At 62.6% G+C, this 25883-nt stretch carries 26 protein-coding genes; 12 read left to right on the forward strand and 14 right to left on the reverse strand.

Annotated features, from left to right (window positions below; all coding sequences use genetic code 11):
* Window positions 1-33 precede the first annotated feature (33 nt).
* The 3 genes from B0G71_RS29465 to B0G71_RS29475 form a co-directional block, all read right to left on the reverse strand.
* Window positions 34-1062 (reverse strand): porin, encoded by a 1029-nt coding sequence (locus B0G71_RS29465; RefSeq protein WP_258875690.1) that lies wholly within the window; start codon window positions 1060-1062, stop codon window positions 34-36.
* 267 nt (window positions 1063-1329) lie between these two features.
* Window positions 1330-2967, reverse strand: coding sequence for a methyl-accepting chemotaxis protein (locus B0G71_RS29470; RefSeq protein WP_116146207.1), 1638 nt, complete (start codon window positions 2965-2967; stop codon window positions 1330-1332).
* Between the two features lie 203 nt (window positions 2968-3170).
* Window positions 3171-3938, reverse strand: a complete 768-nt coding sequence (locus B0G71_RS29475) for a DUF899 domain-containing protein (RefSeq protein WP_116146208.1) — start codon at window positions 3936-3938, stop codon at window positions 3171-3173.
* A gap of 107 nt (window positions 3939-4045) precedes the next feature.
* Between B0G71_RS29475 and B0G71_RS29480 the strand changes: the two genes are divergently transcribed.
* Window positions 4046-5266, forward strand: coding sequence for a helix-turn-helix domain-containing protein (locus tag B0G71_RS29480; RefSeq protein ID WP_116146210.1), 1221 nt, complete (start codon window positions 4046-4048; stop codon window positions 5264-5266).
* A gap of 32 nt (window positions 5267-5298) precedes the next feature.
* Window positions 5299-5931 carry a DUF5074 domain-containing protein gene (locus B0G71_RS29485; RefSeq protein WP_116146211.1) on the forward strand — a complete coding sequence of 211 codons (633 nt, stop codon included), beginning with the start codon at window positions 5299-5301 and terminating at the stop codon, window positions 5929-5931.
* Window positions 5932-5986: 55 nt separating this feature from the next.
* On the opposite strand, the gene B0G71_RS29490 is transcribed toward B0G71_RS29485, so the two are convergent.
* The gene (locus B0G71_RS29490) at window positions 5987-6871 is read right to left on the reverse strand and encodes a LysR family transcriptional regulator (RefSeq protein ID WP_116146213.1); all 885 of its coding nucleotides are present in this window, start codon (window positions 6869-6871) and stop codon (window positions 5987-5989) included.
* 115 nt (window positions 6872-6986) lie between these two features.
* On the opposite strand from B0G71_RS29490, the gene B0G71_RS29495 reads away from it, so the two are divergent.
* Window positions 6987-7868, forward strand: a complete 882-nt coding sequence (locus tag B0G71_RS29495) for an NmrA/HSCARG family protein (RefSeq protein ID WP_116146214.1) — start codon at window positions 6987-6989, stop codon at window positions 7866-7868.
* A 269-nt stretch (window positions 7869-8137) separates the two neighbouring features.
* Here the strand turns inward: B0G71_RS29495 and B0G71_RS29500 are convergent, their stop codons facing one another.
* The 3 genes from B0G71_RS29500 to B0G71_RS29510 are packed head-to-tail and all read right to left on the reverse strand — an operon-like array spanning window position 8138 to window position 9560.
* Window positions 8138-8722, reverse strand: coding sequence for a hypothetical protein (locus B0G71_RS29500; RefSeq protein WP_116146216.1), 585 nt, complete (start codon window positions 8720-8722; stop codon window positions 8138-8140).
* Window positions 8719-9111, reverse strand: a complete 393-nt coding sequence (locus B0G71_RS42730; RefSeq protein WP_116146218.1) for a DUF3592 domain-containing protein — start codon at window positions 9109-9111, stop codon at window positions 8719-8721. The genes B0G71_RS29500 and B0G71_RS42730 overlap by 4 nt, the downstream gene beginning before the upstream one ends.
* The gene (locus tag B0G71_RS29510; RefSeq protein WP_116148987.1) at window positions 9108-9560 is read right to left on the reverse strand and encodes a type VI secretion system tube protein Hcp; all 453 of its coding nucleotides are present in this window, start codon (window positions 9558-9560) and stop codon (window positions 9108-9110) included. Before B0G71_RS29510 ends, B0G71_RS42730 begins: the two co-directional genes overlap by 4 nt.
* A gap of 461 nt (window positions 9561-10021) precedes the next feature.
* On the opposite strand from B0G71_RS29510, the gene B0G71_RS29515 reads away from it, so the two are divergent.
* From B0G71_RS29515 to B0G71_RS29525, 3 genes are all read left to right on the forward strand, one after another.
* Window positions 10022-10699 carry a hypothetical protein gene (locus B0G71_RS29515; RefSeq protein ID WP_106278594.1) on the forward strand — a complete coding sequence of 226 codons (678 nt, stop codon included), beginning with the start codon at window positions 10022-10024 and terminating at the stop codon, window positions 10697-10699.
* Between the two features lie 107 nt (window positions 10700-10806).
* Window positions 10807-11670, forward strand: a complete 864-nt coding sequence (locus B0G71_RS29520) for an intradiol ring-cleavage dioxygenase (protein WP_116146219.1) — start codon at window positions 10807-10809, stop codon at window positions 11668-11670.
* Between the two features lie 51 nt (window positions 11671-11721).
* On the forward strand, window positions 11722-12828 hold the full coding sequence (locus tag B0G71_RS29525) for an SDR family oxidoreductase (protein ID WP_116146221.1): 1107 nt from the start codon (window positions 11722-11724) through the stop codon (window positions 12826-12828).
* On the opposite strand, the gene B0G71_RS29530 is transcribed toward B0G71_RS29525, so the two are convergent.
* A complete protein-coding gene (locus B0G71_RS29530) occupies window positions 12802-13584 on the reverse strand; it encodes an IclR family transcriptional regulator (protein WP_116123017.1) in 783 nt (260 codons plus the stop codon). The genes B0G71_RS29525 and B0G71_RS29530 overlap by 27 nt on opposite strands.
* Before the next feature lie 234 nt (window positions 13585-13818).
* On the opposite strand from B0G71_RS29530, the gene B0G71_RS29535 reads away from it, so the two are divergent.
* From B0G71_RS29535 to B0G71_RS29545, 3 genes are all read left to right on the forward strand, one after another.
* Window positions 13819-15195, forward strand: coding sequence for an MFS transporter (locus tag B0G71_RS29535; protein WP_116146223.1), 1377 nt, complete (start codon window positions 13819-13821; stop codon window positions 15193-15195).
* Window positions 15196-15256: 61 nt separating this feature from the next.
* Complete coding sequence (locus B0G71_RS29540) at window positions 15257-15712, forward strand: type II 3-dehydroquinate dehydratase (RefSeq protein WP_116146224.1); 456 nt, start codon at window positions 15257-15259, stop codon at window positions 15710-15712.
* Between the two features lie 303 nt (window positions 15713-16015).
* A complete protein-coding gene (locus B0G71_RS29545) occupies window positions 16016-17524 on the forward strand; it encodes an MFS transporter (RefSeq protein WP_116148989.1) in 1509 nt (502 codons plus the stop codon).
* Window positions 17525-17668: 144 nt separating this feature from the next.
* On the opposite strand, the gene kdgD is transcribed toward B0G71_RS29545, so the two are convergent.
* The 3 genes from kdgD to B0G71_RS29560 all read right to left on the reverse strand — a co-directional run bounded on the left by kdgD (window position 17669) and on the right by B0G71_RS29560 (window position 21478).
* Window positions 17669-18586, reverse strand: a complete 918-nt coding sequence (gene kdgD / locus B0G71_RS29550) for a 5-dehydro-4-deoxyglucarate dehydratase (RefSeq protein WP_116146226.1) — start codon at window positions 18584-18586, stop codon at window positions 17669-17671.
* A 78-nt stretch (window positions 18587-18664) separates the two neighbouring features.
* Window positions 18665-20014 carry a glucarate dehydratase gene (gudD, locus tag B0G71_RS29555; protein WP_106278608.1) on the reverse strand — a complete coding sequence of 450 codons (1350 nt, stop codon included), beginning with the start codon at window positions 20012-20014 and terminating at the stop codon, window positions 18665-18667.
* Window positions 20015-20146: 132 nt separating this feature from the next.
* Window positions 20147-21478, reverse strand: a complete 1332-nt coding sequence (locus B0G71_RS29560) for an MFS transporter (protein ID WP_116123014.1) — start codon at window positions 21476-21478, stop codon at window positions 20147-20149.
* A gap of 421 nt (window positions 21479-21899) precedes the next feature.
* Between B0G71_RS29560 and B0G71_RS29565 the strand changes: the two genes are divergently transcribed.
* The 3 genes from B0G71_RS29565 (at window position 21900) to B0G71_RS29575 (ending at window position 23876) form a co-directional block, all read left to right on the forward strand.
* Entirely contained in the window at window positions 21900-22610 is a 711-nt protein-coding gene (locus B0G71_RS29565) for a FadR/GntR family transcriptional regulator (protein ID WP_106279158.1), read from the forward strand.
* An 86-nt stretch (window positions 22611-22696) separates the two neighbouring features.
* Complete coding sequence (locus tag B0G71_RS29570; RefSeq protein WP_181916843.1) at window positions 22697-22846, forward strand: hypothetical protein; 150 nt, start codon at window positions 22697-22699, stop codon at window positions 22844-22846.
* A 13-nt stretch (window positions 22847-22859) separates the two neighbouring features.
* Window positions 22860-23876, forward strand: a complete 1017-nt coding sequence (locus B0G71_RS29575; RefSeq protein WP_309546274.1) for a LysR family transcriptional regulator — start codon at window positions 22860-22862, stop codon at window positions 23874-23876.
* Between the two features lie 132 nt (window positions 23877-24008).
* Here the strand turns inward: B0G71_RS29575 and B0G71_RS29580 are convergent, their stop codons facing one another.
* From B0G71_RS29580 to B0G71_RS29590, 3 genes are all read right to left on the reverse strand, one after another.
* Window positions 24009-25118 (reverse strand): alkene reductase, encoded by a 1110-nt coding sequence (locus tag B0G71_RS29580; protein WP_116146227.1) that lies wholly within the window; start codon window positions 25116-25118, stop codon window positions 24009-24011.
* A 232-nt stretch (window positions 25119-25350) separates the two neighbouring features.
* Window positions 25351-25476 (reverse strand): hypothetical protein, encoded by a 126-nt coding sequence (locus B0G71_RS42155; RefSeq protein ID WP_258875691.1) that lies wholly within the window; start codon window positions 25474-25476, stop codon window positions 25351-25353.
* Between the two features lie 92 nt (window positions 25477-25568).
* Window positions 25569-25883, reverse strand: coding sequence for a hypothetical protein (locus B0G71_RS29590; RefSeq protein WP_116146229.1), 315 nt, complete (start codon window positions 25881-25883; stop codon window positions 25569-25571).

A 25883-nucleotide genomic window follows, 5' to 3' on the forward strand; every position in this document is an offset into this window, starting at 1 on the left:
GCGGCACAACTGCGATCACTCCGGTCCCGCGAGTTAGAACCGCTCCAGCACGCCAAGCTGCACGCCCTTGACCGGCGCGCCGGGATACGCGACCGGCAGCCCGGTCACGTTGACGCCGCGCAGGGTGAAGCTGGCACTGTCGTGATTCGCCAGATAGGCCCCGCTGAAATAGAACAGCAAACTCCGTGAAAAGTTGTATTCGAACGCCACGCTGAACTGGTCGGCGCTCGCACCGGCGCCGGTATAGTCGCGCACATGCGCATAGCCGAGCGATGCGCGAGCAATCGGAGAAAAGCTGTACTGCGCCGAGAGCGAGCCACCCGCGCCGTGATAGAGCGGCGTGCCGCCATCGCCGTTAAAGAACGCGAGCCACACACGCACCTTGTCGATCGCGTAGGTCGCGCCGCCGAGATTCGCCCGCAGCGAGCCCGCGCCGTGTGTCTGCTGTCGCGCGTATAGCAGCCTGAAGTTGTCCAGATGATAGGCGGCGGTCACATAGTAGCCGTCGATGCCGTTGCCGTCTTTCTCCGACGGATCGCGCGTGGCCGTCATCACGGTTGCGCTGAAGCCGCCGACGACCGGCGACTGGTACTCGATCGCGTTGCTTGCATAGGGCGTGATCTTCGACAGGTTGTTCAGCCCGGACGCGATCGTGCCGGCGCCGAACGCATCGAGGCCGCCTTTGAAGGGGATGTAGATAGGCGAATATTGCCGGCCGAAGCGCACCTCGCCCCAGGCATTGCGCGCGCCGATCCACGCCTGACGATTGAATAGAACACCGGGAGTCTGAAGCGTGCCGTCGACCGAGCTAAAGCCGTTTTCCAGCGTGAAGATGATATCGGTGCCGTTGCCGAGCGGCTCGCTGCCCCGCAAGCCGACCCGCGAGCCGCGATACGCACCCGAGTCCAGACGCGGAGTCCACCCGGACCCTGGGTCGGTTATTTCGAGGCTGGTGTCCAGCACGCCGTACAGCGTGACGGAGCCCGTGCCGCCGTTGGAGGCCGCCACGCTCTGCAAGCAAAATAACAGCGCCGCGCCTGCCACGCCTGCGCGCCAGCCCACGTAACGGCTCCAGGCCGCCACCTGCGCCACCGGATGCCACGTTCGCCGCGGCTTGTCGAGTTGAGTTTTCGCGGCACCGACCAGATGCAGTCCTCCATGGGCACGTCGAACATATGTTCCGGAATGAGGACGCTCACCGCCGCATCACGAGTGGAATGTGAAGAGGTCTTGAACGGTCCAGCAGCGAACATAACAGACCTGAGCCGGATTGCAATTTTCAGCGCAGTGAATTCGGAGCCCTCAGGTACGCTTAGGACCGTATAACGTTCAAACGATGGCTGCAACTCCGCGCGCTTCTTTCGCTGCCGACCTATGGACTCGCAACGGCGCGGCTCCCTCGCCAGGACCTCGCTGCTGCAAGTTGAACTGGCTGATCGACACCTGCAGCAGCCTCGCCTGTTCGGTCAGCGTCTGCGCCACCGCCGCGGCCTGCTCGACCAGCGCCGCGTTTTGCTGCGTCACGCTATCCATCTGAGTGACGGCGTCGCCGACCTGATCGATACCGGCGCTTTGCTCGGCGGCGGCCGCCGCAATATCGCGCATGACGCCCGACACTTTGGCGATGGCCTCGCGCGCGGAGTGAATCGTCGCGCCGGTTTGCCCGACGAACTCGGCGCCGGTCCCGACCTTGTCCACCGCCCGGCTGATCAGCGTGCGAATTTCCTTCGCTGCCGCCGCGCTGCGCTGCGCGAGCGTGCGCACCTCGCCGGCCACGACCGCGAAACCACGCCCCGCGTCGCCGGCCCGGGCCGCTTCGACCGCCGCGTTCAGCGCGAGAATATTGGTCTGAAACGCGATGCCTTCGATGACCGAGATGATCTCCACCATCTTGTGCGATTCTGTCGATATCTCCTGCATCGTCGATACCGCTCGCGCCGCCATCTCGCCGCCGCGATTGACGATCTGCTCCGCGCCGGCGGTCAGCTGGCTCGCTGTCTGCGCGTTCTCCGCCGTTTGCCGGACCATGGCCGTCATTTGCTCCATGCTCGCCGCGGTTTCCTCGAGCGATGCCGCCTGATTCTCCGTGCGCGCCGACAGATCGGTGTTGCCGCCGGCAATCTCGCGCGCGCCCGTCGCCACTTTGTCGGCCGCGCCCTTGATCTGTTCGATCGTGTGGGCGAGCGCGTCGCGCATAAGGTGCATGGTGTGCAGCAGGCTCGACTCGTCGCCGTGACGGAGGTTGATGGGAATGGCGAGGTTGCCCTGAGTGATTTCGCCGGCCACTTGCGCAACGTAGACCGGATCGCCGCCGATCGTGCGCCGGATGCTGCGATTGGTCAGCGAGACAAGCGCGGACAGCAGCAGCGCCACGACCGCAAAGATTGCGCCGACGAAATACAGCGATTCCTTGAACGCGGCGTCGATGTCGTCCACGTAAGCGCCCGTGGCGATGATCCAGTCCCACGGCGCGTAACGCACCACGTAGCCGATCTTGCCGACAGCAGCCGAGGGCGGGTCCTGCGGATGCGGGAAAACATAATCGACGAAGCCGCCGTTCGGCTTCTGCGCGACGGCGGCGAACGTCACGTAGTGGTGACGGCCGTCGGCATCCGCGGTACCGGCGAGATCCTTGCCGTTCAACGCAGGCTTCATAGCATGCATGACCATGCGCGGCGTCGAATCGATGACGAGAAAATAGCCGTCCTCGCCGTAGCGTATGCCGCGCAGCCGTTCGAGCGCCTGCCGGCGGGCGTCCGCTTCGCCAAGCGCGCCGCTCTTCGCCAGCGCCGCATATTCCGTCACGATACTGAGTCCGACATGCGCGACGTTCACGAGATCGTTTTTACGCTCCTCGATGCGCGTCTGCCGCGACAGCCACGCCGCCGACACCGACACGGCGAGAAGTGCCACGAGGCTGACGGCCAGCGGCAGCCAGAGCTTTTGTGTGAAACTGAATCGGACCATGCACGCGCCCCACGTCGGTATCGAATGATCGAGCCGGGCCGCGTCATGGCAACAGGTGCCGATATGGCATCGGCGCGCCGTTGCGTGTTTGCGACCACCCGATTCATTTATCGGCAAACGCGCGCATCTTTTGTGTAGAGACAAACCCTTTGCAGGGAATGAGTGAGCCTGAGCTATCGCAATGCCTTCGGCTCGCGGTTGCCTCAGTGCTTCTCATACTCGTCACGCCGGCGCCACCACACACCCGTTTCGTTACGTCCTTTGGGCGCGCGGTCGAGCCATTGATACATGCCCCAGAGTGCGTCCACGCCGCGTCCGTAAGTGGAATACGTGTGGTACACGGCGCCGTCTTCGAGCACGAACGCACTCATGCCGGGCCGGTCGAGCGAATACGTGGGCGCGTCGGTTCCGCAGGCAGTCGCGAACTCGACCACGGGCGCCGGCGCGGGTGTCGCATCCATCGCATGGCCGCCGCGCTGGTAATTGTATTCGACGCTTCCCTCGCGCTGCTGCTGCTCGGTGAACGAGACGTTGCTGTCGAAGTTGAAGTCGCTGCCCGCCGACGACGCCCACGGGAATGTCCATCCCATGCGCCGCCTGTACGCCTGCAGCTTCGCGAGCGGCGCCCGCGATACCGCCGTCATGGCGACGTCGTGATTCGCCAGATGCACCACGGAACCATTGAACCCGTCCGCGACCGCCGAACACGACGGACAGCCCGCAGCGTAGTCGGGGCCGAACATGAAGTGGTAGACGAGCAACTGGGAGCGTCCCCGAAAGAGATCGGCCAGCGAGGCGCTGCCTTCATCGGTCTCGAACCGGTAGGGCTTGTCGATCCGGACCCAGGGCAGCGCTTGCCGCTGCCGGGCCAGTTCGTCGCTCTGCCGCGTGAGCGCCTTTTCCGCTTGGAGCAGTTCGAGCCGCGCGGCCAGCCATTCTTCCCGTGTGCCGATGCTGTGTTTCGTCGTCATGCTTGCCTCCTTGCTTCGCTATGCGAAGTGCTGTGGGTGGGTCGTGCTAGATTAGCCCCGGGCTTCGAACGATGGGAGTGACAAGTGTGGCGTGATTCACCTCGACCATGGACTCGCTAGTCACGGCGGCGGCGCGCGCGCTCGCCGCGGGTGATCCGCTCGGCGCGCTGAATCGCGTCGCCTTGCGCGACGACGCGCCCGCGCTCGCGCTGCGCGGCATCGCCATGGCGCAGCTCGGCGATCTGGTCCGGGCGAAGGCGCTCTTGCGCAGCGCCGCGCGTGCCTTCGGTGCGCGAGAACCGGTAGCCCGCGCGCGCTGTGTCGTCGCCGAGGCCGAGATCGCACTCGCCTCGCGTGATCTGAACTGGCCCACGAAGGCACTGGAATCTGCGCGCGCCACGCTCGAAGCGCACGGCGACCGGCTCAACGGCGCGCATGCGCGCTATCTCGCGGTGCGGCGCCTGCTGCTGATCGGGCGTCTCGACGAGGCCGAACGCGCGCTCGCCGGACTCGATCCCACGCCGTTCCCGCCCGCTTTGAGAACCGCACACGAACTGGTGGTGGCCGGTGTTGCGCTGCGCCGCCTTCAGACCAAAGCGGCACGCGCCGCACTGGAGCGAGCCCGGCGCGCAGCGGGTCTCGCGGGTATTCCTGCTCTGACCGCGGAGGTCGACCACGCAGCGCTCGTTCTGAACGCACCCGCTGCGCGACTGCTCGCGCGCGGCGAGGAACGTCCGTTGCTGCTCGACGAGGTGGAAGCGCTGCTGGCATCGAAAGCATTGATCGTGGACGCGTGCCGTCACGTGGTGCGCGACTCGGGAACGGTGATCTCGCTCGCCAGCCGACCGGTGTTGTTCGTGCTCGCTCGCGCACTGGCCGAAGCGTGGCCCGCGGACGTATCGCGCGACGTGCTGGTTGCGCGAGCTTTCAGGGCCAAGGCCGCCGACGAATCGCATCGCGCGCGCCTGCGGGTCGAACTCGGGCGGCTGCGTTCGGTGCTTCGCACAGTAGCCGGCGTGAGCGCGACGCGGTGCGGGTTCGCGCTGGTGCCGCGACACGCGCAAGAGGTGGTCGTGCTGGCGCGGCCTGTCGAAGACAAACATGCGCCCGTGCTGGCCTTGCTCGCGGACGGAGAATCGTGGTCGAGTTCGGCCCTCGCGCTTGCGCTCGGCGCGAGCCAGCGCACCGTGCAGCGGAGCCTCGATACGCTCGTGGCGCAAGACAAGGTGCAGTCGCTGGGCCGAGGTCGCGCGCGTCGCTGGATGACGCCGCCCATGCCTGGATTCACGACGACCTTGTTACTCCCCGCCCCGTTGCCGATTGATTAGGATGGCAACACGAAAACCACGAGGGACAAGTCATGAAACGATCAGCCGCCGAAATCATCACCGAGTATGGACCTTTTGAAGGCATAGAACGCGTGCATGGCGTGACGTACGACGGCCAGCACGTCTGGTTCGCGTCGGGTGACGCGTTGAACGCGCTCGATCCGGAGAGCGGCAAGCAGGTCCGCTCGATCGATGTCGCTGCGCACGCGGGTACGGCGTTCGACGGCGAGCATCTGTTCCAGATTGCCGAGGACCGTATCCAGAAGATCGATCCCAAGACCGGCCGCGTGCTCGCCACGATTCCCGCGCCGGGCGGCGGTACGGACTCGGGACTCGCGTGGGCCGAAGGCACGCTGTGGGTCGGACAGTATCGGGAGCGCAAGATCCATCAAGTCGATCCGCAGACGGGGACGATTCTGCGCACCATCGAGTCCAATCGCTTCGTGACCGGCGTCACGTGGGTCGACGGTGAACTGTGGCATGGCACGTGGGAGGGCGACGAAAGCGAATTGCGGCGCATCGATCCGCGCACCGGCGAAGTTCAGGAGCGGCTGGAGATGCCGTCCGGCGTCAGCGTGTCGGGACTCGAATCCGACGGCGGCGATCGGTTCTTTTGCGGCGGCGGGAGCAGCGGCAAGGTGCGGGCGGTGCGGCGACCTAAGTGAAGTTGTGGGGTGGTGCCGATTGCAAAAGCAAGCCGCAATCGGCACTTGCATCAGTCTATTTGCGCTCGCGTCCCGGCAAGTCCTGCAGCAGATCCATGAACGCCCGCACCTTCGCGCTCAGCAAGCGCCGCGAGTGGTAGAGCGCCCAGATCTCGACCGCCGGTCCATCCGCCACACCCCAACAAACGAGCCGTCCCGCTGTCACATCCTGCTCGACCAGCAATTTGGGCAACATCGCTGCGCCCACCCCATCGAGCACCGCGTCGCGCACCATCAGCAGCGATGAGAGCCGCAGCACCGGCGTCGGCGCGAGCGATCTCAGACCGTTTTCCGTGCGCACGCTCCACGTCGCATTCGCCGACGCCGCAGCCAGCACGACCGCAGGCACCGCCAACGCGGCAGCCTCGCCAGCGGCCCACGGAGGTATCGACATCGTGGGTGCAGCAACCAGGAGCAGTTCGTCGCCGAGAATGCGCCGGCCCACGAGTTGCTGGTCAGGCGCGGGATTGATGCGAATGACCATGTCGTAGCCGTCCTCCACCGGATCGACAACGCGGTCTTCCGCAACCAGTTCGAGTTCGACCTGCGGATAGGCCAACGCAAAACGCGTCGCGATCCGCACCAGCACCACGTGCGCGAACACAACCGGCGCGCTGATCCGCAATCGTCCGCGCGGCACCGGCGCGCGCGACGCCACCGCCTCGCCTGCCTCCTGAATCTCCGCCATCAAACCCCGCGTGCGCTCGTGCAGCACGAGACCTTCTTCGGTCAGCCGCAACGTGCGCGAGCCCCGCTCGATCAGCCGCACGCCAAGCGCTTCTTCCAGTTCCGCCACGCGTCGCGAGAGAGTGGCCTTGGGGCGGTCGAGCGCCCGGCCGGCCGGGCCGAAGCCGCCGTGCAGCGCAACCGCATTGAAATCCGCCAATGACGTCAAATCCATGATCGTTCCAAATATGAGACGAGGTGTCTGGATTTTTGCACTTTCGCTATGAAAACGGAACATCTATTGTGTGTCTACGGGCTGACTTCCAGCCCAGCCAACCAAGGAGAAAGTCATGGCAATCCTCGTAACCGGTAGTACAGGCGTCGTCGGCAAGCAGGTTCTCGAACATCTTCTGGCGGGCGGCGGCGCGCAAGTTCGCGCGCTGACTCGCACCCCGGAAAAAGCGCAATTCCCGGACGGCGTCACCGCGCTCCAAGGCGACCTGTCCGACCTGGACGGCTTGCGCCGTGCGATGAACGGCGTCAGCACGCTGTTCCTGCTCGCGCCCAATGCCCCGGATGAACTGACACAGGCGCTGCAGACCCTGAGCGTGGCGCGCGAAGCCGGCGTGAAGGGCGTGGTGTATCTGTCGGTGTTCAAGGGCGCCGAGTATGTCGACGTGCCGCACTTCACCAGCAAACACACGGTGGAGCGCATGATCGAGCACTGCGATCTGCCAGCCACCGTGTTGCGTCCCGCGTATTTCATCCAGAACGACGTGCGCCAGAAAGAGCCGTTGCTGACGCATGGTGTGTACGGCATGCCGATCGGCGCCAAGGGTATTTCGATGGTCGATGTGCGTGATATCGGCGAGGCCGCCGCGCGCGAGTTGCTGCGCCGCGAGCTGGCCGCAAGCCGTCTGCCGCGCGAGACGTATGAACTGGTCGGGCCTGATGCGATCACGTCGGAGACCGTGGCGTCGATCTGGGCCGAAGCGCTGGGACGCACCGTGCGCTACGGCGGCGACGATCTCGACGTGCTTGAACAGCGTCTGAAGGCCGCCGCGCCGGGCTGGCTCGTGTACGACATGCGTTTGATGATGAGCCGCTATCAGCAGGACGGCGCGGTCGCATCGCAAGCGCAAATCGATCATCTCGCGACGCTGCTTGGACGGCAGCCGCGGTCTTATCGGGACTTCGCGGTGGAGATGGCGGCGGCCTGGGCGAAGAGCTAACGACTGACCGTAGCAACGCGCGGCCATCCACTATCGATTGATGCACGCGGCAAGCCGACTGCTGGTACACGATATAGGACAAAAAACGGCCATGCTTCATGACCGACAAAACGCTCCCTCTTCGTACCATGCTATTGCGTTTGCCGCGCGCCGCGTACTCGATTTGTTCATGAAGGTTCAGGTTCGACGGGCGTGGCCTGCCTGAAACCGGGTGTCGCTTCGTGGGAAGAAAAGGGCCCGTCAAAGTGAAACTTCGAGAAAATATCCTCCTATGGAGCATCGTTGGAGTACAGCCCTTTAAACTTCATGCCGCCGATAAAAAAACCGAAGCCAGCGCTGCTTTGCAGCCCTCCGTTATCGCCGGCCATTACCAGCAGCGCCGGTGCGCTTCGAATCGCTACCCCGATAAAGTCCGGTTTGACGATTCCCATAAGTAGAAGATCACGATTGATGCCCAGCATCATCAGTGAGCCGGTGGCGCCGAACAGATAGCCAGCTGCACCTTCAAGATAGACCGTCCCACCTTCAAGGCTCTTAGGGTCGCCCAAGTCGTTTCCCTTGAATGTCTCGGTCAGGAACAGCGCACCTACACTATCAAAACCGGCGGTTGATCCTGAACCGCCCAAATCATCTTTCTTGATGATAATTTTCGGGAGCGAAAGCTTCGGTAGGTGAAGTAACGAGGTGATTTCACGCGAGAAAGTCGGCCCAAACCCGGTGTAAAGATATTGGCAAGAATGGCCGGAAGTGTCATCAAGTACGAACATCCCGCTTTCTGCATTAAAGGAACCGTAGCCAACCCCCGCGCCAGCACTTGTATTGAATTTCCATTTGCTTTTTCTCAGGATCTTCAATGGGCTCTCCAATTGTCGAAAGGCTCTCCGCGCAAACCTGTAACGACAAAAACTGCTGAGAGCACTACAACGAATAGCGGCCATCGCCACAGATCGACAATACTGTCAATCATGGCCGACCCGTCCGGATCATCGGCGCTATATCGGACAAGGACACCCTCCCCAACCTCGAAGGACTGCGTTGTACCAGTTGGCCGCTCGTAACGCCGCCCATCCTTTGCAATGAATGCTATTTGCGGATGGTGCCCACCAGCATTCAGGCGAATTACCTCGCCGGTTGTCACGACGGACGAAAGACGAAACTCAATGGTTGAGTACACGTATACGGCAGCGCCGGTTGCCAGGCAAAGCCCTATCGCGAGTGCGACATAGTTACGCGAACGTTTCATCTTTCCAGGTTTTCCTTAATATCGAAACTCGCGGTCACGGTGCCAGCGCTTACACCAAGACTGCTTTGCAGCTTGTACTCCTGCTTCACTCGCGAGAAAGACAGGCTCACGTGTTCGTGATAGTTGTTATCGAATACGATCGGCTCGACAGACGTAATAACAACGTCGCCCATCTTGATTACAAGGAAATCAAGCGGCACGCCTCCAGACTTTCGTACCGTAAGGACGACCTCTGGAATGTGTCTGCCTGTCAAGCAATAGCGCATGAGATTGGGACTTGCCCGGTCGATCTGGTGGACAAACTGGAGATCGTTAATAGTTGCGTTGCCGGCGCCTCCGCCCGAGCCAGACATCATTGAAGACTGTTGCGCCATTTTCCAGCGCCAACTGCTTACTTCGATTTGCCCGGCATACACTGCGTCTTGTGACTCGCCGGCAATGCCGTTCATCTTGATGAAAATATCCGCCACGTAAAGTCCTTTTATTATTAGCGATGCCCGAACATACCGAACTGCATCGCGGCCAGAAACCCAAGCGGGTCGGAATTTCGCTTAACGCCGCGTCATCATCAGTGAGGCCAGGAAAACGTCGCTATCGGACGTGTCCGAAAAATCGAGGCTAATTGAGCGTGCGCCAGTGGGTCGAACGTAGATGATGTGCGACATACTTCATGCCCTGAGACCGAACGCGGACGGCATGTCAGCGAGACAAAGTTAACGCGGTCGAGCGCGGCCCTCGGGACCAGCAATTAGATCGATTGCGAAATTTCTTAAGTCCACGAATAAAAAACATCCCTCAAGTTCTGGATTCCTCTGCCGTTTACACGGCATGCGCCGTGTGCCACATCATTCACGCTGCATAAACAACTCTAATTTTGAGCCAGTACAAACCACACTCCCTTCAATCCGTAATGAAAAAGTTCATCGCACTCTTTGCCATTGCCGGCACGCTATTAACGTCAGGCTGCGCGACAGTTTCCCCCATGTCGCCGACCACATCGACGAGTTCGGTCGACACCACGAAAAACTCGTACGCGTTAATGACGGTGACGCTCAAGAACGCCTATCACACAAGTTATCAGCCGAGTCCTATCGTCGTGAATATGGAGCGCGGCGCGGCCGACTCGCGCGAAGACCGTTTGAATTTCAAGTTCGACGACCAGGCCACCACGACGAGCGACACCGGTAATCACTATTTCATTCGTCTTCCGCTGGCGCCGGGCAAATATGTGATGCGCGGCATTACCGGTCAAAGCGGCATATTCCCGTTCCACGGCATGTTCTTTACGCCGCTTCACGAAGTGGTCGACATCAAACCGAATTCGATCGTGTATCTCGGCCATATCGACGCCACGATCGTCGAACGTAAAGAGGGTGAATTGCGCGCGGGACCGGTTATTCCGCTGGTCGATCAGGCAGTTGCTGGTTTCAGCGGCGGGACGTGGGATATCAGCGTGAGCGATCAGTTCGACAACGACGTGACGGCGTTCAAAAAAGACTTCCCGGCATTGACCAATGCGTCGATCGATCGTGAAGTGCTGCCAGCCTGGGATAAACAGAAAGCCACCGACTGGTGGAATAAGCACTGATTTCAAGCTGTCGATCCGCACGGCGCGCGCAGCACAACCCGCTTGCCTGCGCCCACTTCCAAACAAGCCGATAATCGCATGACCGACAGGATGGAGACGCCACGGTCATGCGCAATCTCGACGAAAACACGATCACCGAAGCCGTTCTGGCGCGTCACGCGCACGCTGGCGACGAGCGGCTGAAAACCATCGTCACGAGCCTCGTACAGCATCTGCATGCGTTCGCACGCGAGGTGAATCTTACCGAGAGCGAATGGGAACAAGGCATTCGTTTCCTCACCGACGTCGGCCATATCACCGACGACAAACGCCAGGAATTCATCCTGCTCTCGGACACGCTCGGCTTGTCGATGCTCGTCACGGCAATGGCGAACCGCAAGCCGCCGGGCTGCACGGAAGCGACGGTATTCGGGCCGTTTTTCGTCGAAGGCGCGCCCGCCTATCAAAACGGCGACGACGTGTCCAACGGCGCGCGCGGCGAACCGTGCTTCGTGTCGGGAACCGTCAAGGGCGCGGGCGGCGAAGCGGTGGCCAATGCACGCATCGAAGTCTGGCAAGCCGACGCGGACGGTTTCTATGACGTGCAACACGCCGGCGACGACACGCATCGCGCCAGAGGCGTGCTCCATAGTCTTGCCGACGGGCGCTATCACTTCCGTTCGATCGTCGCCGAGCCTTATCCGATTCCACACGACGGACCAGTCGGGCGTATGCTCGCGGCGCTCGGCCGGCATCCGTGGCGTCCAGCGCATCTGCATTTCATGATCACGGCGCCAGGCTATGAGCGCCTCGTGACCCACGTGTTCCGCGAAGGCGATCAGTACCTCGATTCGGACGCGGTATTCGGCGTTCGCTCGTCGCTCGTTGCACAGTGGAAGCACCATGAGGCAGGCACGGCGCCGGACGGTATGTCCGTGACTACGCCGTTCAGCACGCTCGAATTCGATTTTGTGCTGAACCCATCCGCGTGAGGCGGGTCACTCTCTTATCGCAGCAGCCATCCCTTACCGAGCTTTACTCCTATGCAAAAACGAGCACTCATCATCGGCGCAAGCGGCATTGTCGGCGGCAATCTTGCGGACCAGCTGCTTTCGAGCGGCTGGCACGTCGCCGGACTTTCGCGCGGGCGCACGCCGGTGTCGCCGGCGATCGAATCGATCACGGCGGATCTGCAATCGGCCGAGTCTGTCAGCGCAGCACTCGCGGGCAAAGCATTCAGTCATGTGTTCCTGACCGCGTGGTCGCGGCAGGCAACTGAGAAAGACAACATTCGCGTGAACGGCGCGATGGTGCGTCACGTCATGGACGTCGTGGGTCCATCGGGCACGCTCGAACATGCCGCGCTCGTGACAGGACTGAAGCATTACCTCGGCCCGTTCGAAGCGTATGCGACCGGCGCCGTGCCCATCACGCCGTTTCGCGAGGAACAGGGGCGCCAGCCGGTCGACAACTTCTACTACGAGCAGGAAGACCGTCTATTCGACGCCGCGCAGCGCTACGATTTCAGTTGGAGCGTGCATCGTCCGCACACGATCATCGGCTTCGCGCTCGGCAACGCAATGAACATGGGCGTGACGCTCGCCGTCTACGCAACCTTGTGCAAGCAGACCGGCCAGCCGTTCATCTTCCCCGGCTCTGAAGCGCAATGGAACAGCCTCACCGACATGATCGACGCGCGCCTGCTCGCCCGTCACCTGGAGTGGGCCGCCACGTCCGCGAATGCGCGCAATGAAGACTTCAACGTGGTCAACGGCGACGTGTTCCGCTGGAAATGGATGTGGTCGCAAATCGCCGGCTACTTTGGGATCGAAGCCGTACCGTTCGATGGCGAAACACGTCCGCTCGAAGGCCGCATGCAGGACGCCGGCAAGGCATGGGCCGATATCGCCGCGCGCTTCGATCTGAAGGAGGCCGATATCGGCAAGCTCGCCTCGTGGTGGCACACCGACGCTGACCTCGGCCGGCCGATGGAAGTGCTCACGGATATGACAAAGAGCCGGCAGGCAGGCTTCCTCGATTACCAGAGCACGCCCGACTCGTTCTTCGCGCTGTTCGAGCGCTTGAAGGCGGAGCGCATCATTCCCAGCGATACGCGCACGCGGCTAGCGGCCTCGATTGAACAGAGGTGACGCATGGCTCGCTGCGGCGAGTTCCGAGGCCGCCGCAAGCAGTGTCGAGCCGAGGCTGGCCATGCGTTTTTCGTCGAGCCGCACGAGCGGCCCGGCAATACTGATCACGCCCATCGCGGGATAGCCGCGCCGCTGCACGGGGGCGGCCATTGCCGTCATGCCGGGGGCGAACACCTCGTTGATCGTCGCATAACCTTTTTCACGCGCGGCGTGCACGAACTTCAGCAGGCCGCTGATCGTGGTCGGCGCGTTGGGACCGTATTGCTTCGGTTGTCCGAAACCTTGCCGCGAAACGAGTTCGAGCGCGCGTTCGTCGGTCATGGTCATCATCCATGCATGGCCCGTGGCGCTGCACGAAAGGATCGTGTCCATGCCCATGTCCGGGTCGTAGCGCAAGCCCTTTAATGCGCCTTGCGCCTTCGCGACCCACGTCAACCGGTCGCCGTCCACGATTGCCAGCCGCACCAGCTCGCCGGATGTCTCGGCGAGCCGGTCGAGCATCGTCTGCGCGATGTCGACGATGCCGGACGTCGCGAGAAACCCGAGCCCCAAACCGACGAGCTTGGTAGTGAGCACGTAATCGCCATGCTCCCGCAACTGCCGCACATAACCGCATTGCTTCAGATCGACGAGCAGCCGATGGCATGCGCTGCGCGGAATATCGAGCTCGTCCGCGATCATGGCGAGCGGCGTGCCCTCCATTTGCGCGGCGAGAAATTCGAGTACCGCGAGAGTGCGTTCCGTAACGCCTGGCATGCCGGTCTCCATCTTTTCCGAGGTTTTCGCGCCGCCAGTTTTGCACATTATGAGATGAGATTCCACCCTGGAACGGTATCCCACCTAGGGGTGCTAACCTTGGTTTCAAGGCGGCGCGAAGCACACAGCGAGTGAGCGCCCCGAGTTCATCGATCAGACAAGAGAGCGGGAAACGGTCAGCAGCGCTCATCGCTAGCGACCTGCACCCCGTGCGGCGACGGTTAAGGAGACAACATGATTCAGGACGCACAACAAGGCACACATGCTGCGATGCGCACGCGAGCGGTGACGGCGGCGGCCGTCGGCACCGCGCTCGAGTGGTTCGACTTCACGCTTTACGGCGCATTGGCCGCCACGGTTTTACCCAAGCTGTTTTTCCCGTCGATGGATTCGACCTCCGCCCTGCTCGCCTCGCTCGCGACCTTCGGCGTGGGACTGGCGGCGCGGCCGCTCGGCGCGATCATCTGCGGCCATCTGGGCGACAAGCTCGGGCGACGCAACCTCATGCTCGGCACCGTCACGGTGATGGGCCTCGCCTCGATGCTGATGGGCCTGCTGCCGACCTACGCGAGCATCGGCGTCTGGGCGCCGGTCCTGCTGGTGCTGTTGCGCATTCTGCAAGGCTTCGCGCTGGGCGGCGAGTCGACCGGCGCGCAATTGATGGCGATCGAACACGCCAGCGCCGACCGGCGCGGCAAGTACTCCGGGCTGCTAGGTCTGTGCTCGCCGCTCAGTCAGATCATGGCCAACGGCGTGCTGCTTTTGCTGTCATCGACGATGTCGGCGCAGGCATTCGACTCGTACGGCTGGCGCATTCCCTTCATACTGAGCTTCATCCTGGTGGTGGTCGGCGTGTATATCCGCTTGCGAGTCAGCGAGACGCCCGCCTTCGTCGCGCTGCGTAAAACGGAGGTCGCACACGTGGGCAGCCCGCTGCGCGACGCATTGCGCCTGCACTGGAGAACCGTGCTGCGCTGGATGCTGTTCTTCTGCGGACCCGCGGCGATCTTCTACCTGATCGTGGTGTTCTCGCTCAGCTACATCACGAAGACGCTCGCCATCCCCAAACAAACCGGCTTTCTGCTGCTGATGGGCGCGAATGTCTGCGCGATCGTCGGCGCGCTTGCCGGCGGCATGCTGAGCGACAAGATCGGCCGCAAGAAGGCGCTTGCGATCGGTTCAATCGCAACCTTGCTGATGCTCTTCGTGTACTTCCAGATTCTCGACACCAAAAGCTTTGTGCCGATGCTCGCGGCGATGGGCTTCTTCCTCGGCTTCACGCAGTTTCAAAGCGGCATTCAGCCGGTCGCGTTCGCCGAAGCGTTTCCGACCAATGTGCGCTACTCCGGCTCGGCGCTCGCTTATACCGGCGCGAATCTGGTGGCGGGCGGTCCGATGCCGGTGCTGGCCGTGTGGCTCTTCTCCGTGTGCAACGGCTCGCCGTGGGGCGTCGTCGCCGTGTGCGTGGTCTTCAACGTGATTTCGCTCGTGATGATCCTGACGGCGCGCGAAACCCTCGGCATCGACATGAACCGCACCGACTCGACGGCGGCCGTCACGGGCGAAGCGGACTTCGCGACGGCGAGTGTGAGCAACAGCCACCGCACGTAAAACGCGCGGCGCTGCGGCGTCGCGCTGAATCACGGAAATTTTGCAAACAGGCGATCGAACAATGACTGAACTCGTATATGTACTGAATGGCTCGAACCTCAACATGCTCGGCAAGCGTGAGCCGCATCTGTATGGGACGACTACTCTGGCGCAAATCCAGCAGCAGGTCGAGGCGCTCGCGGTCCGGCTGGAGCTTCAATGCGAGTTCCGCCAGACCAACAGCGAGGCCACCATGGTCGACTGGCTACAGGAAGCGTTCGAGCGCGATGCCGCGGTGATCATCAACCCCGCGGGCTTTTCGTTCGCGTCGGTGCCGGTGTTCGACGCGGTCAAGCTGATCGAGCGACCGGTGATCGAACTGCACATCACCAACATCCACAAGCGCGACGAAACCTATCGCCATTCGCTGATTTCGCGCGCGGCCACCGGCGTGATTTGCGGACTCGGCGCGAACGGCTATCTCGTCGCGCTGCAAGCGATGGCGATGGCGCTCGGCAAAAGTCCGAGCTTCGCCTGACGCTGAGACTGCATCATGCGTGGGGCCGCCCGGCACGCGCGCGACTCAAGTGCCGCTTGCCGCCTCACCCACTCGCCATGCCGTGCCGCCCGCGCACGGCATTTTTCTGCCTGACGTCCCGGCGAATAGTTTTGATTAAGGGGAAACCCGTATAATCCGTTGCAAGAGGTCAGACAACTAGAGGACACCGTCGTCAAGACCCTGACCCGCGCCGGCCGCGCAGCGTCCGCCTTGAAACGCCTTGCCCTCAGATCCGTGAATCCGACTGCCACTGCCCTGCCGTTCCGCAACGCCCTGTTCGCCATGCTCGGCATCGGCCTCGTCAACATGCTGGTCGCACTCGATCAGACGGTCGTCAGCACCGCGCTGCCTTCAATCGTCGCCGAGCTGCATGGCTTCGAGTACTACGCGTGGATCGCCAGTGCGTATCTGCTGGCTTCGGTGGTCACCGTGCCGGTGTTCGGGCGACTCGGCGACTACTTCGGCCGCAAGCGTTTCGTGATCGCCGCGGTGATCACGTTCACGGTGGCGTCGGTGCTCTGCGGTGTCGCGAACGACATGCTGTTTCTCGTGATCGCGCGCGGCTTGCAGGGCGTCGGTGGCGGGATGATGGTGGGCACCGCGTTCGCCTCGATTCCCGATCTGTTTCCCGATCCGCGCGCACGAGTGCGCTGGCAAGTGGTGATGGCCGCCGCGTACGGCATCGGCACGGCGGCGGGACCGTCGCTCGGCGGCTGGATGAGCGAACACTGGGGCTGGCGCTCGACCTTTCTGATCAATCTGCCGGTGGGCGCGGCGGCGCTGTATTTCATCTGGGCGCATCTGCCGGCCTTCAGGCGTCCGCATGAAGGCGAAGTCAAAATCGACTGGCTCGGTGCGGCGCTGGTCGCGGCGGTGCTCGGCGGCCTGCAGGCTTTTATCGAATCCGTGCCGAAGAACGGCCTGACCGCCGGCAATCTCACGCTGGCCGCTTGCGTGATCGCGGGCGCAATCGCGCTACTGATCTGCGAAAAGCGCGCCACTCACCCGATCATTCCGCTCGACCTGTTCAACGACCCGCAACTCGTCACGCTCTTTACGCTCGGCATGCTGTCCGGCTTCGTGATGTTCTCGCTGATTTTCTTCGCGCCGCTGCTGCTGCAAGGCGGTTTCGGATTGTCGCCGCAACAGGCCGGCCTGCTGGCGACGCCCATCGCCGCCTGTATCGCGCTCGGCAGTCTGCTGAATACGCGCATCGTGATTCACATGAAGAAGCCCACGCAAATTTTGTCGATCGGTTTCGCGCTGCTGCTGTTCGCCGCCATCGCGCTGGCGTTTGCGAATCCGGACACACCGCACGTCTGGATCGAATTGCCGATGGCCGCTGTCGGCATCGGCCTCGGCTTCATCCTCAACAATCTGAATGTGTTCGGCCAGGAAATTGCCGGACGCGAGCGCTTCGGCATCACGACCGCGCTGCTGCAATCCACGCGCATGGTGGGCGGGATGCTCGGCACGAGCATTGTCGCGACGGTGGTGCAGCACCATTACCGCGACGTGGTCACGCGCACGATGAGCGTGATCGGCGAACCGGCCGCGTCGCAATGGCGGCCTCGCTTTGTCGATCTGCGCATTCTCATCGACGAAGCGTCGCGTCTGAAGCTGATCGCGGATATGAAGCCATCAGGGCTCAATACGCTCGCGTTGATCGACACGGCGCGCGATGCGCTGGTGCAGTCGATTCACATCGGCGTGTGGCTGACGGCGGTCGCTGCGCTGGCGGCCGCGTTGCTGGTGCAGCGGATCTCTCACGTGGTGTTTCGCAAGAGTTGAAGGCGGCGACGGGTCTCGGCGCAGGCCGCGTAGAGACCCTATCGGTCGCCGTCGTTGCGTGGGAATCCCAGCGGTCGGTCGAACCGTTGAGACAAACGCCGCGCGAACATCGCGGCGTTGTATTGGCGCAGATCCAGCGTCCGTTTACTGCGCGCCGAGCTTTTTGATCAGCGCATCGAGTTGCGCGATTTCTTCTTCTGTCAAATCGGTCAGCGGTGCGCGTACCGGGCCGGCGTCGTGGCCTACCAGTTTCGCGCCCGCCTTCACAATGCTCACCGCGTAACCCGCGCGACGATTCCGGATTGCCAGATACGGCAAGAAGAACTCGTCGAGCAGCTTGCCTTGCGTTGCATGATCGTTGGCAGCGACCGCGCGGTAAAACTCCATCGCCGTCTTCGGAATGAAGTTGAATACCGCCGATGAATACACCGGCACACCCAGCGCCTTATACGCCGCCGCATAAACTTCCGCGGTCGGCAGGCCGCCGAGATACGAGAAACGGTCGCCCAGGCGCCGGCGAATCGTCACCATCGCTTCGATTTCACCTACGCCATCCTTGAAGCCGATCAGGTTCGGACAGCGGTCCGCGAGACGTTCGAGCATGTCCGCGTTCAGCTTCGAATTCGCCCGGTTGTAGACGATCACGCCGATATTCGGCACGGCCTTGCACACCTGCTCGACGTGCGCCGCGATGCCTTCCTGTGAGGCCTCGGTCAGATAATGCGGCATCAGCAGCACGCCGCTTGCGCCAAGACGTTCGGCTTCCTGAGCGTAGTCGATCGCGACGCGCGTCGGCCCGCCCGCGCCCGCGAGAATCGGCACCTTGCCCCGGCAGGTGTCGGTCGCCGTGCGGATCACGTTCGTGTAGTCGGCTTTCGTCAGCGAAAAGAATTCGCCCGTGCCGCCCGCGGCGAACAACGCAGTCGCACCGTAGGGCGCGAGCCATTCAAGGCGCGCAGCATAGGTGTCGGCGCGAAACTCGCCGTGTGCGTCGAAGTCGGTCACGGGAAAGGACAGCAGCCCTTCGGAAACGATGGTTTTGAGTTCTTGAGGTGAAGTCATGGCGTGTATGGCGTTCAAGACGTCAGGCGTGGTGGACGCGCGAGGTGATTCGCGCCACCACACGGATCATCGATTGGATTAGCGCACCAGGCACGGACGCTTGTTATCGAACTTCCAGTTCGGAATCAGGTATTGCATGGCCACGCCGTCGTCGCGCGCGCCCAGGCCGTGCTGCTGATAAAGCGCGTGCGCCTTCTCGATCTCGTCCATGTCGAGTTCGATACCGAGCCCCGCGGCCTGCGGCACCTTGACCTTGCCGCCGACAATCCGCAGCGGCTCTCGCGTCAGACGCTGGCCGTCCTGCCAGATCCAGTGCGTGTCGATCGCGGTGATCTTGCCGGGCGCGGCGGCCGCCACGTGCGTGAACATCGCGAGCGAAATGTCGAAGTGATTATTCGAGTGCGAACCCCACGTGAGGCCCCAGTCGTTGCACATCTGCGCGACGCGCACCGAGCCCTGCATGGTCCAGAAATGCGGATCGGCCAGCGGAATATCCACGGAGTGCAACTGGATCGCGTGACCCATCTGGCGCCAGTCGGTCGCGATCATGTTGGTCGCCGTCGGCAAGCCGGTCGCGCGGCGGAATTCGGCCATCACTTCGCGGCCTGAATAACCGTTTTCCGCGCCGCACGGATCTTCCGCGTAGGCGAGCACGTCGTGCTGATCGCGGCACAGGCGCACCGCTTCGGCGAGCGACCAGGCGCCGTTCGGGTCCAGCGTGACGCGGGCTTTCGGGAAACGTTCGGCGAGCGCGGTGACGGCTTCGATCTCGGCGTCGCCCGACAGCACGCCGCCTTTGAGCTTGAAGTCGTTGAAGCCATAGCGCGCTTGCGCAGCTTCGGCCAGACGCACCACCGCCTCGGGCGTCATGGCTTCTTCGGTACGCACGCGCTCCCAGTCGTCGCGGCCTTCGGCGCCGCTCGCATATTCCAGATCGGTTTTCTTGCGGTCGCCGATATAGAACAGATAGCCGAGCATTTCCACTTCGTCGCGTTGCTGGCCTTCGCCGAGCAATGCGGCGACGGGCACGCCGAGATGCTGACCGAGCAGATCGAGCAGCGCGGCTTCGAGCGCGGTCACCGCGTGAATGGTGGTGCGCAGATCGAAGGTCTGCAAACCGCGGCCGCCGGCGTCGCGGTCGGCGAATTGCGTGCGCGCCTTGTTCAGGACCGCTTGCAGATTGCCGATCGACTGACCGACGACGAGCGGACGCGCGTCGTCGATAGTCTTGCGGATACTCTCGCCGCCCGGCACTTCACCGACGCCGGTGTGTCCCGCGCTGTCGCGCAGAATGACGATATTGCGCGTGAAGAACGGGCCGTGCGCGCCGCTCAGATTGAGCAACATGCTGTCGCGCCCGGCAACGGGCACGACACGCAGTTCAGTGACGACCGGCGTAGCGTTCGATTCGGAAGGTTTCGTGGACATGAGGTTGGACCCGATGAATTAGTGAGCCGGGCGGCGGAAATCGAGGCGCTTTGCGAGCGCGCTCGATAGCGGCACCGGACGGAAACTGGCAATGACGTGACGCATACTGGGCGGCTCTGTCAATCAGTGTAGTCAGTGAGTTTTATGCTGGAGCGATTCCGGCAGCGCGGCGTGATTCACGCGCCGGTTGCGCGCGAGGAAACCGGCCGCCGCCGCGATCAACGAAGCCACCGCGAGGCCGTACAGGCCGCCGGTAATCGAACCAGTGTGCTGCTGCAGATAACCGAACGCCGCCGGAGCGAAGAACCCGCCGAGATTGCCCACCGAGTTGATCAGCGCGATCACCGCCGCGGCCACGCGGGCGTCCAGATAACCCTGCGGGATCGGCCAGAACAGCGAAGCCGCCGCCTTGAAGCCGATCGCCGAGAAACAGATCGCCACAAAGGACAGCACCGGATCACCGGAAGTCGAAGCGAACAGCCCACACGCTGCGATGACGAGCGCCACGGCGAGCCACGCTTGCTGGAAGCGCCATTTCGCCGACAACAACGCGAAACAGTACATCGCGAACATGGCGATAAGCCACGGAATCGCGTTGAGCATGCCGACTTCGAAGTCGGACAGGCCGCCTATTTTGCGGATGATCGTGGGCAGCCAGAAGGTGGCCGCGTAGATGGTCAGTTGAATCGCGAAATACAGGAAGCAGAACAGCAGAATCTGCGGATCCTTGAGCAGTTTCAAGGCCGGCAGATGCGCGCCGCCATGCGCCTCGCGTTCCGCCTGCTCCGCCGCGATCGACGTTTGCAACACATGCTGCTCTTCGGCCGTGAGCCATGAGGCATCGCGAATACGCGACTTCAGCAGCGTCCAGCTCACCGCGCACAATACGATCGAAAAACCGCCTTCGACGAGAAACATCCATTGCCAGCCGTGCAAACCGAAGCCGCGAATGGACAGCAGACTGCCGGTGATCGGACCGGACAACACCGACGCAAGCGCGGAGCCGCCGAGAAAAACCGCCACCGCCTTGCCGCGTTCCTTCTGCGGCAGCCATTGCGTGAAGTAAAAGACCACGCCGGGAAAGAAGCCGGCTTCGGCGACGCCGAGCAGAAAGCGCAACACATAGAACGAGGTGTCGTTCCAGACGAACGCCATCGCCGCCGCGACCAGTCCCCATGTGCCCATGATGCGGGTGAGCCACGCGCGCGCGCCGTACTTCTGCATCAACACGTTCGACGGCACCTCGAACAGCGCATAGCCGATAAAAAACAGGCCGCTGCCGAGGCCGTAAGCCGCGGCGCCGATACCGAGATCGGTCTGCATGTGCGAATTGACGAAGCCGATGTTCACGCGGTCGATGTAGTTCGCGATGAACATGATCAGAAACAGCGGCAGCACGTGCCGCTTGACCTTGGAGACCGCTGATTCGAGCGGATCGGCGGCGGTGGTGAGAGCAGACGTCAAGATTGTCTCCAGTTTCGGCCGCTCCGGCGGCCTGATCGAGCGCAACACGGCGCGTTCAGGATCGCTGACTCGCGCGCCAAACTCGTGATACGTTGTCTGACGACAGTCTACCGTGATTGCACGCTGCCTTCCAATGCAGTGTTTACCCTGCAATCGCGCCGCTTCAGCCGTTCCCAAGCGGAGCCTGGTGTCGAATAGAAAGAGTGATGACAATAAATAGGACGTCCGACTTCATTGGAGATTAGCGTGCTGTCTGGTGCACACGCCGGAGCTGAAACTCGTCCCCGCAAACCATCGTCAACGCGAGAATCAAATCGTTCTCGTCCGGACAAACGCTATGATGGCTATACCGAGCGTCACACGTCGCGACTCGCACGCGCAACGTGCGCATTTCCAGCAGAACAATCAACCAGCCACAGAAATGAGCAGCCTAACTGAGAAGGTGGTGGCCACCCTTTCCGATGAAATCCGCCGCGGCGCCCTGAGGCCGGGCGACCGCATTCCCACCGAAGTCGCGATGATGAAGCAGCTCTCGGTGAGCCGTTCCGTGGTGCGTGAGGCGATTTCGCGCCTGCAGGCGGCCAAGGTGGTCGAGACGCGTCACGGCATCGGCACCTTCGTGCTGGAGCCGGCCACGGAAAAAACCATGCAGTTGCCCGCCGCCGATCTCTCCAGCATGCTGGACGTGATGGCGATCATCGAATTCCGCATCGATGTCGAGGCCGCCTCCGCCGCGCTCGCCGCGGCGCGCCGCACCGATCAGAATCTCAAGCAGATGCGCGCCGCGCTGGAGCGTTTCGAGTCCGAACTCGAGCGCGGCAGCACGGATACGCTCGCGCACGACATCGAGTTTCATTTGCAGATCGCACGCGCGAGCGGCAATCGCTATTTCTTCGACGTGCTCAGCCAGCTTGGCCGCGCGGTGAGTCCTCGCACGCGTCTGGGCTCAGCGGAAATCGCGGAACTCGACCATATCGAGCATTTGCGCAACGTGCTCAGCGAGCATCAGATGATCTATCGCGCGATAGAACGGCAAGACCCGGACGATGCGCGCGCCGCCATGCGCATGCACCTGAGCAATAGCCGCGAACGGCTGCGCCGCGCGCACGAGTTGAGCCAGGCGAGCGGCTGATTCGCCTTTAAGCCGGTGGCTCGCTGCCGCCTTTCATCCCACAAAAAATACAATCGTACTGGTTTAAATACCAACCGGACGGCGAGGTGCGAGCCGACACGAATTGCGAGCAACTCGCCACGTTCATCGTGTCGTCGATGCAAGGCACGTTTCTGCTCGCCAAAGCGCAGCGCGATCCGGCGCCGGTCGTCAATCTGAAGGAAGTGCTGTTTTCCAGCGTTTTGCAGCGGGCCTGACAAGGAGCTTCCCATGACGCAGCCCGATCAGCCAGATCGTCCTGCCGCAGCCACGGCGCGCGTACCCGCGCAGACCGTGAACGGCGAGAGCGGCGCTTCGCCCGGCGCGATGGATCGCTTCGGCTCGCTCAACGTGTTCGTGCGCGCCGCCGAAACCCGCAGCTTCACTGAAGCGGGGCGCCAGTTGGGCATTTCGTCGTCGGCGGTGGGTAAGGCGATCTCGCGGCTCGAAGGACGCCTCGGCGTGCGGCTCTTTCACCGCAGCACGCGCAGCATCGCGTTGACGCCCGAAGGCGCGACCTTTCTGACGCGCTGTCAGCGCATCATCGGAGAAATCGAAGCGGCCGAGAACGAACTGGCGCTCGCCAATGCCGCGCCGCGCGGACTGCTGCGCGTCAGCATGCCGATGGTGAGCACGTTGATGATGCCGGTGATCGCGGCTTTCATGAAGACGTACCCGGACATCGTGCTCGATATCGACTTCTCGGACCGCATGGTCGATGTGATCGAAGAAGGTTTCGATGTCGTGACCCGCACCGGCGACGCGATCGACTCCACACTCGTCACGCGCACGATGGGCACGTACCGGCATGTGATCGTCGGATCGCCCGCCTACTTCGCGCAGCGCGGCATACCCAGCGAGCCCGAGCAACTGCGCGAGCACGCGTGCCTGCAACATCGTTTCCCCACTACCAACAAGCTGCGGCGCTGGCCGTTGATGCGCGACGGCGAGTTGCTGAACATCGACCTTCCGACCACAGCCATCGCCACTGCCGTCGAGCCCTTGACCATGCTCGCCGAACAGGACCTGGGCCTCGCCTGCGTGCCGGACTTCACGATACGCGCGCAGCTCGCGGGAGGCACGCTGGTTGCCGTGCTGCAAACGTACACGGATACGCCGACTGTGTTTCGCGCGCTGTGGCCTTCCGGGCGTCAGATCTCGCCTAAAGCGCGAGTCTTCGTCGATTATCTGAGCGAGCATCTGTTTCCGGTTTCCGCGGCGGCGGCGCGTGGCGCGGGCCACGCTTGAATGTGAATGAAGCCTGTCGGCGCCCGGGCGCTTTCAAATGCGTACCGCCCCGCGCGAAAAAGCCGGCATATTCAGCAATATACTGAGCACACCGGCTTCCATGAGACATCCTGCTTCGCGCCTTCAGCGAGCTTATGCGCTCACGGCCTCTTCCTCATAAAACGGATAGTCCGTATAGCCCACTTCCGTGCCGCCGAAGAACGTCGGCCGGTCATATGCATTGAGCGGCAGATTAAGGCGCAGCCGTTCCGGCAGATCCGGGTTGGCGATGAAGTCGCGACCGAATGCGACGAGGTCGGCGTCGCCGTCCACGAGGATCGCTTCCGCCGAATCGCGCTTGAAACCACCCGCGGCGATGATCGTCCCCGCATAGTGCTTGCGGATCGTCTGCGCGGCGACCGGTTCCGGATTGCGGCTCTCATCTTCGACATTGCCGGCGATGCGCGGCTCGATCAGATGCAGATAAGCGAGATCGAGCTTGGCCAGTTCAGCGGCGACATAGCTGAAAAGGCCGACCGGATTGCTGTCCGACATATCGCCCCACGAACCGCTCGGCCCGAGACGCACGGCAACCTTGTTGCTGCCCCACACGGAAATCACGGCGCGGGTCGCTTCCATCAAAAGGCGCGCGCGATTTTCGAACGAACCGCCGTAGATATCCGTGCGCTTGTTGCTGCCGTCCTGCAGGAACTGGTCGAACAGATAGCCGTTCGCCGCGTGCAATTCGACGCCGTCGAAGCCGGCCTTCACGCCACGTTCAGCCGCGGTGCGGAAACTCTCCACAATGCCGGCGATCTCGTCAATCTCCAGTGCGCGGTTCGGCGTGTTGGGAATCCAGCCGGCCGTGGTGTAAGCGACGCCGCCATGCAGCACTTCCGACGGCCCCACCGGACGCCGTCCTTGCGGCTGCAACTCAGCGTTCGACTGACGTCCCGCGTGATAGAGCTGCAGGAAGATCTTGCCGCCCTTCGCGTGCACCGCGTCGGTGACTTCGCGCCAGCCGGCGATCTGGCTGTCGTCGTAAAGGCCGGGCGCGCCGAGGTAGCCGTTGCCTTCAACGGCGGCAATGGTCGCTTCGCCGATCAGCAATGCGCCGGCTGTCGTGCGCTGCGCGTAATACTCGGCCATCAGGCGGCCGGGGCGCGCGCCGTCTTCGGCGCGCATGCGGGTCAGCGGTGCGAGCACCACGCGGTGCGCGAATTCATAGGGTCCTACTTTGACCGACGTAAAGAGCTTGCTCATGATGTTTTCTCTCTCGATGTGATCCGGGGAATGATTGCCGCCGAGCGTTGCGAACGCTGTCTGGCGTTGATTGACAATCTATAGGCACGGATCATCGAGAAAAACGGGCCGCGGCTCCGAAGACTTGGGAGCCTGCAGTCCGCAATGCGCTGAAACCCTTGCGCCTGCTGGACTGCACAGCCGTCACCGATTGTTTCAATGGCGTGGCAACTGTGTTCCAACAGCGCGCCGGTTACTTGTCGAGCACGTGCTTGAGGCTCGCGTGACGTGTGCTGAACGTCATGATCACGAGCAGGCTGAGCATCGCGAGCAAGCCGCCGAAGTGCGTCATCGAGGCGATGCTGAGGTGATCGACCACCGCGCCGCCCGCCAGCGAGCCGGGCGCGATCGAGGCGGTGCCGCCCTGGGAAGAAGCGGACGCCTGAGGGCAGCCGCGAACGTATCAGCGCACTACGAGGCGGGCGCCTCGACATCAAGATCCATCAACGCCGAACTCAGCGACTTGCCGTGCGCATCGAGCGCGAGCGAACGCGTTACACCGCCGCCGAGCGCATTGCCGAGCACGAAGTTAAACGCTGCAATCGTGGGCAGTTCATGGCGCACCACGTCGCCCTGCACGACATCGCGCAGGTGCGCCTTCACGCGTTCCGGCGTCAGTACCGCGCGTAGATGTTCGTAATGCTTCGCGTCGTAACAGATCACCGAGATGTTTAGCGTATTGCCTTTGTCGCCGGTGCGCGAATGAGCCAGTTGACGTAATTTCAT

Source organism: Paraburkholderia sp. BL27I4N3 (genome assembly GCF_003386115.1).
Classification (GTDB): Bacteria; Pseudomonadota; Gammaproteobacteria; order Burkholderiales; family Burkholderiaceae; genus Paraburkholderia.

Bases quoted from the DNA above. Each gene is read 5' to 3' on its own strand.
- B0G71_RS29470 (WP_116146207.1), bottom strand. From the start codon at position 2,967: ATGGTCCGATTCAGTTTCACACAAAAGCTCTGGCTGCCGCTGGCCGTC.
- B0G71_RS29475 (WP_116146208.1), bottom strand. From the start codon at position 3,938: ATGACGACGAAACACAGCATCGGCACACGGGAAGAATGGCTGGCCGCG.
- B0G71_RS29480 (WP_116146210.1), top strand. From the start codon at position 4,046: ATGGACTCGCTAGTCACGGCGGCGGCGCGCGCGCTCGCCGCGGGTGAT.
- B0G71_RS29485 (WP_116146211.1), top strand. From the start codon at position 5,299: ATGAAACGATCAGCCGCCGAAATCATCACCGAGTATGGACCTTTTGAA.
- B0G71_RS29490 (WP_116146213.1), bottom strand. From the start codon at position 6,871: ATGGATTTGACGTCATTGGCGGATTTCAATGCGGTTGCGCTGCACGGC.
- B0G71_RS29495 (WP_116146214.1), top strand. From the start codon at position 6,987: ATGGCAATCCTCGTAACCGGTAGTACAGGCGTCGTCGGCAAGCAGGTT.
- B0G71_RS42730 (WP_116146218.1), bottom strand. From the start codon at position 9,111: ATGAAACGTTCGCGTAACTATGTCGCACTCGCGATAGGGCTTTGCCTG.
- B0G71_RS29510 (WP_116148987.1), bottom strand. From the start codon at position 9,560: ATGAACGGCATTGCCGGCGAGTCACAAGACGCAGTGTATGCCGGGCAA.
- B0G71_RS29515 (WP_106278594.1), top strand. From the start codon at position 10,022: ATGAAAAAGTTCATCGCACTCTTTGCCATTGCCGGCACGCTATTAACG.
- B0G71_RS29520 (WP_116146219.1), top strand. From the start codon at position 10,807: ATGCGCAATCTCGACGAAAACACGATCACCGAAGCCGTTCTGGCGCGT.
- B0G71_RS29525 (WP_116146221.1), top strand. From the start codon at position 11,722: ATGCAAAAACGAGCACTCATCATCGGCGCAAGCGGCATTGTCGGCGGC.
- B0G71_RS29530 (WP_116123017.1), bottom strand. From the start codon at position 13,584: ATGCCAGGCGTTACGGAACGCACTCTCGCGGTACTCGAATTTCTCGCC.
- B0G71_RS29535 (WP_116146223.1), top strand. From the start codon at position 13,819: ATGATTCAGGACGCACAACAAGGCACACATGCTGCGATGCGCACGCGA.
- B0G71_RS29540 (WP_116146224.1), top strand. From the start codon at position 15,257: ATGACTGAACTCGTATATGTACTGAATGGCTCGAACCTCAACATGCTC.
- B0G71_RS29545 (WP_116148989.1), top strand. From the start codon at position 16,016: ATGCTCGGCATCGGCCTCGTCAACATGCTGGTCGCACTCGATCAGACG.
- kdgD (WP_116146226.1), bottom strand. From the start codon at position 18,586: ATGACTTCACCTCAAGAACTCAAAACCATCGTTTCCGAAGGGCTGCTG.
- gudD (WP_106278608.1), bottom strand. From the start codon at position 20,014: ATGTCCACGAAACCTTCCGAATCGAACGCTACGCCGGTCGTCACTGAA.
- B0G71_RS29565 (WP_106279158.1), top strand. From the start codon at position 21,900: ATGAGCAGCCTAACTGAGAAGGTGGTGGCCACCCTTTCCGATGAAATC.
- B0G71_RS29575 (WP_309546274.1), top strand. From the start codon at position 22,860: ATGACGCAGCCCGATCAGCCAGATCGTCCTGCCGCAGCCACGGCGCGC.
- B0G71_RS29580 (WP_116146227.1), bottom strand. From the start codon at position 25,118: ATGAGCAAGCTCTTTACGTCGGTCAAAGTAGGACCCTATGAATTCGCG.
- B0G71_RS29590 (WP_116146229.1), bottom strand. From the start codon at position 25,883: ATGAAATTACGTCAACTGGCTCATTCGCGCACCGGCGACAAAGGCAAT.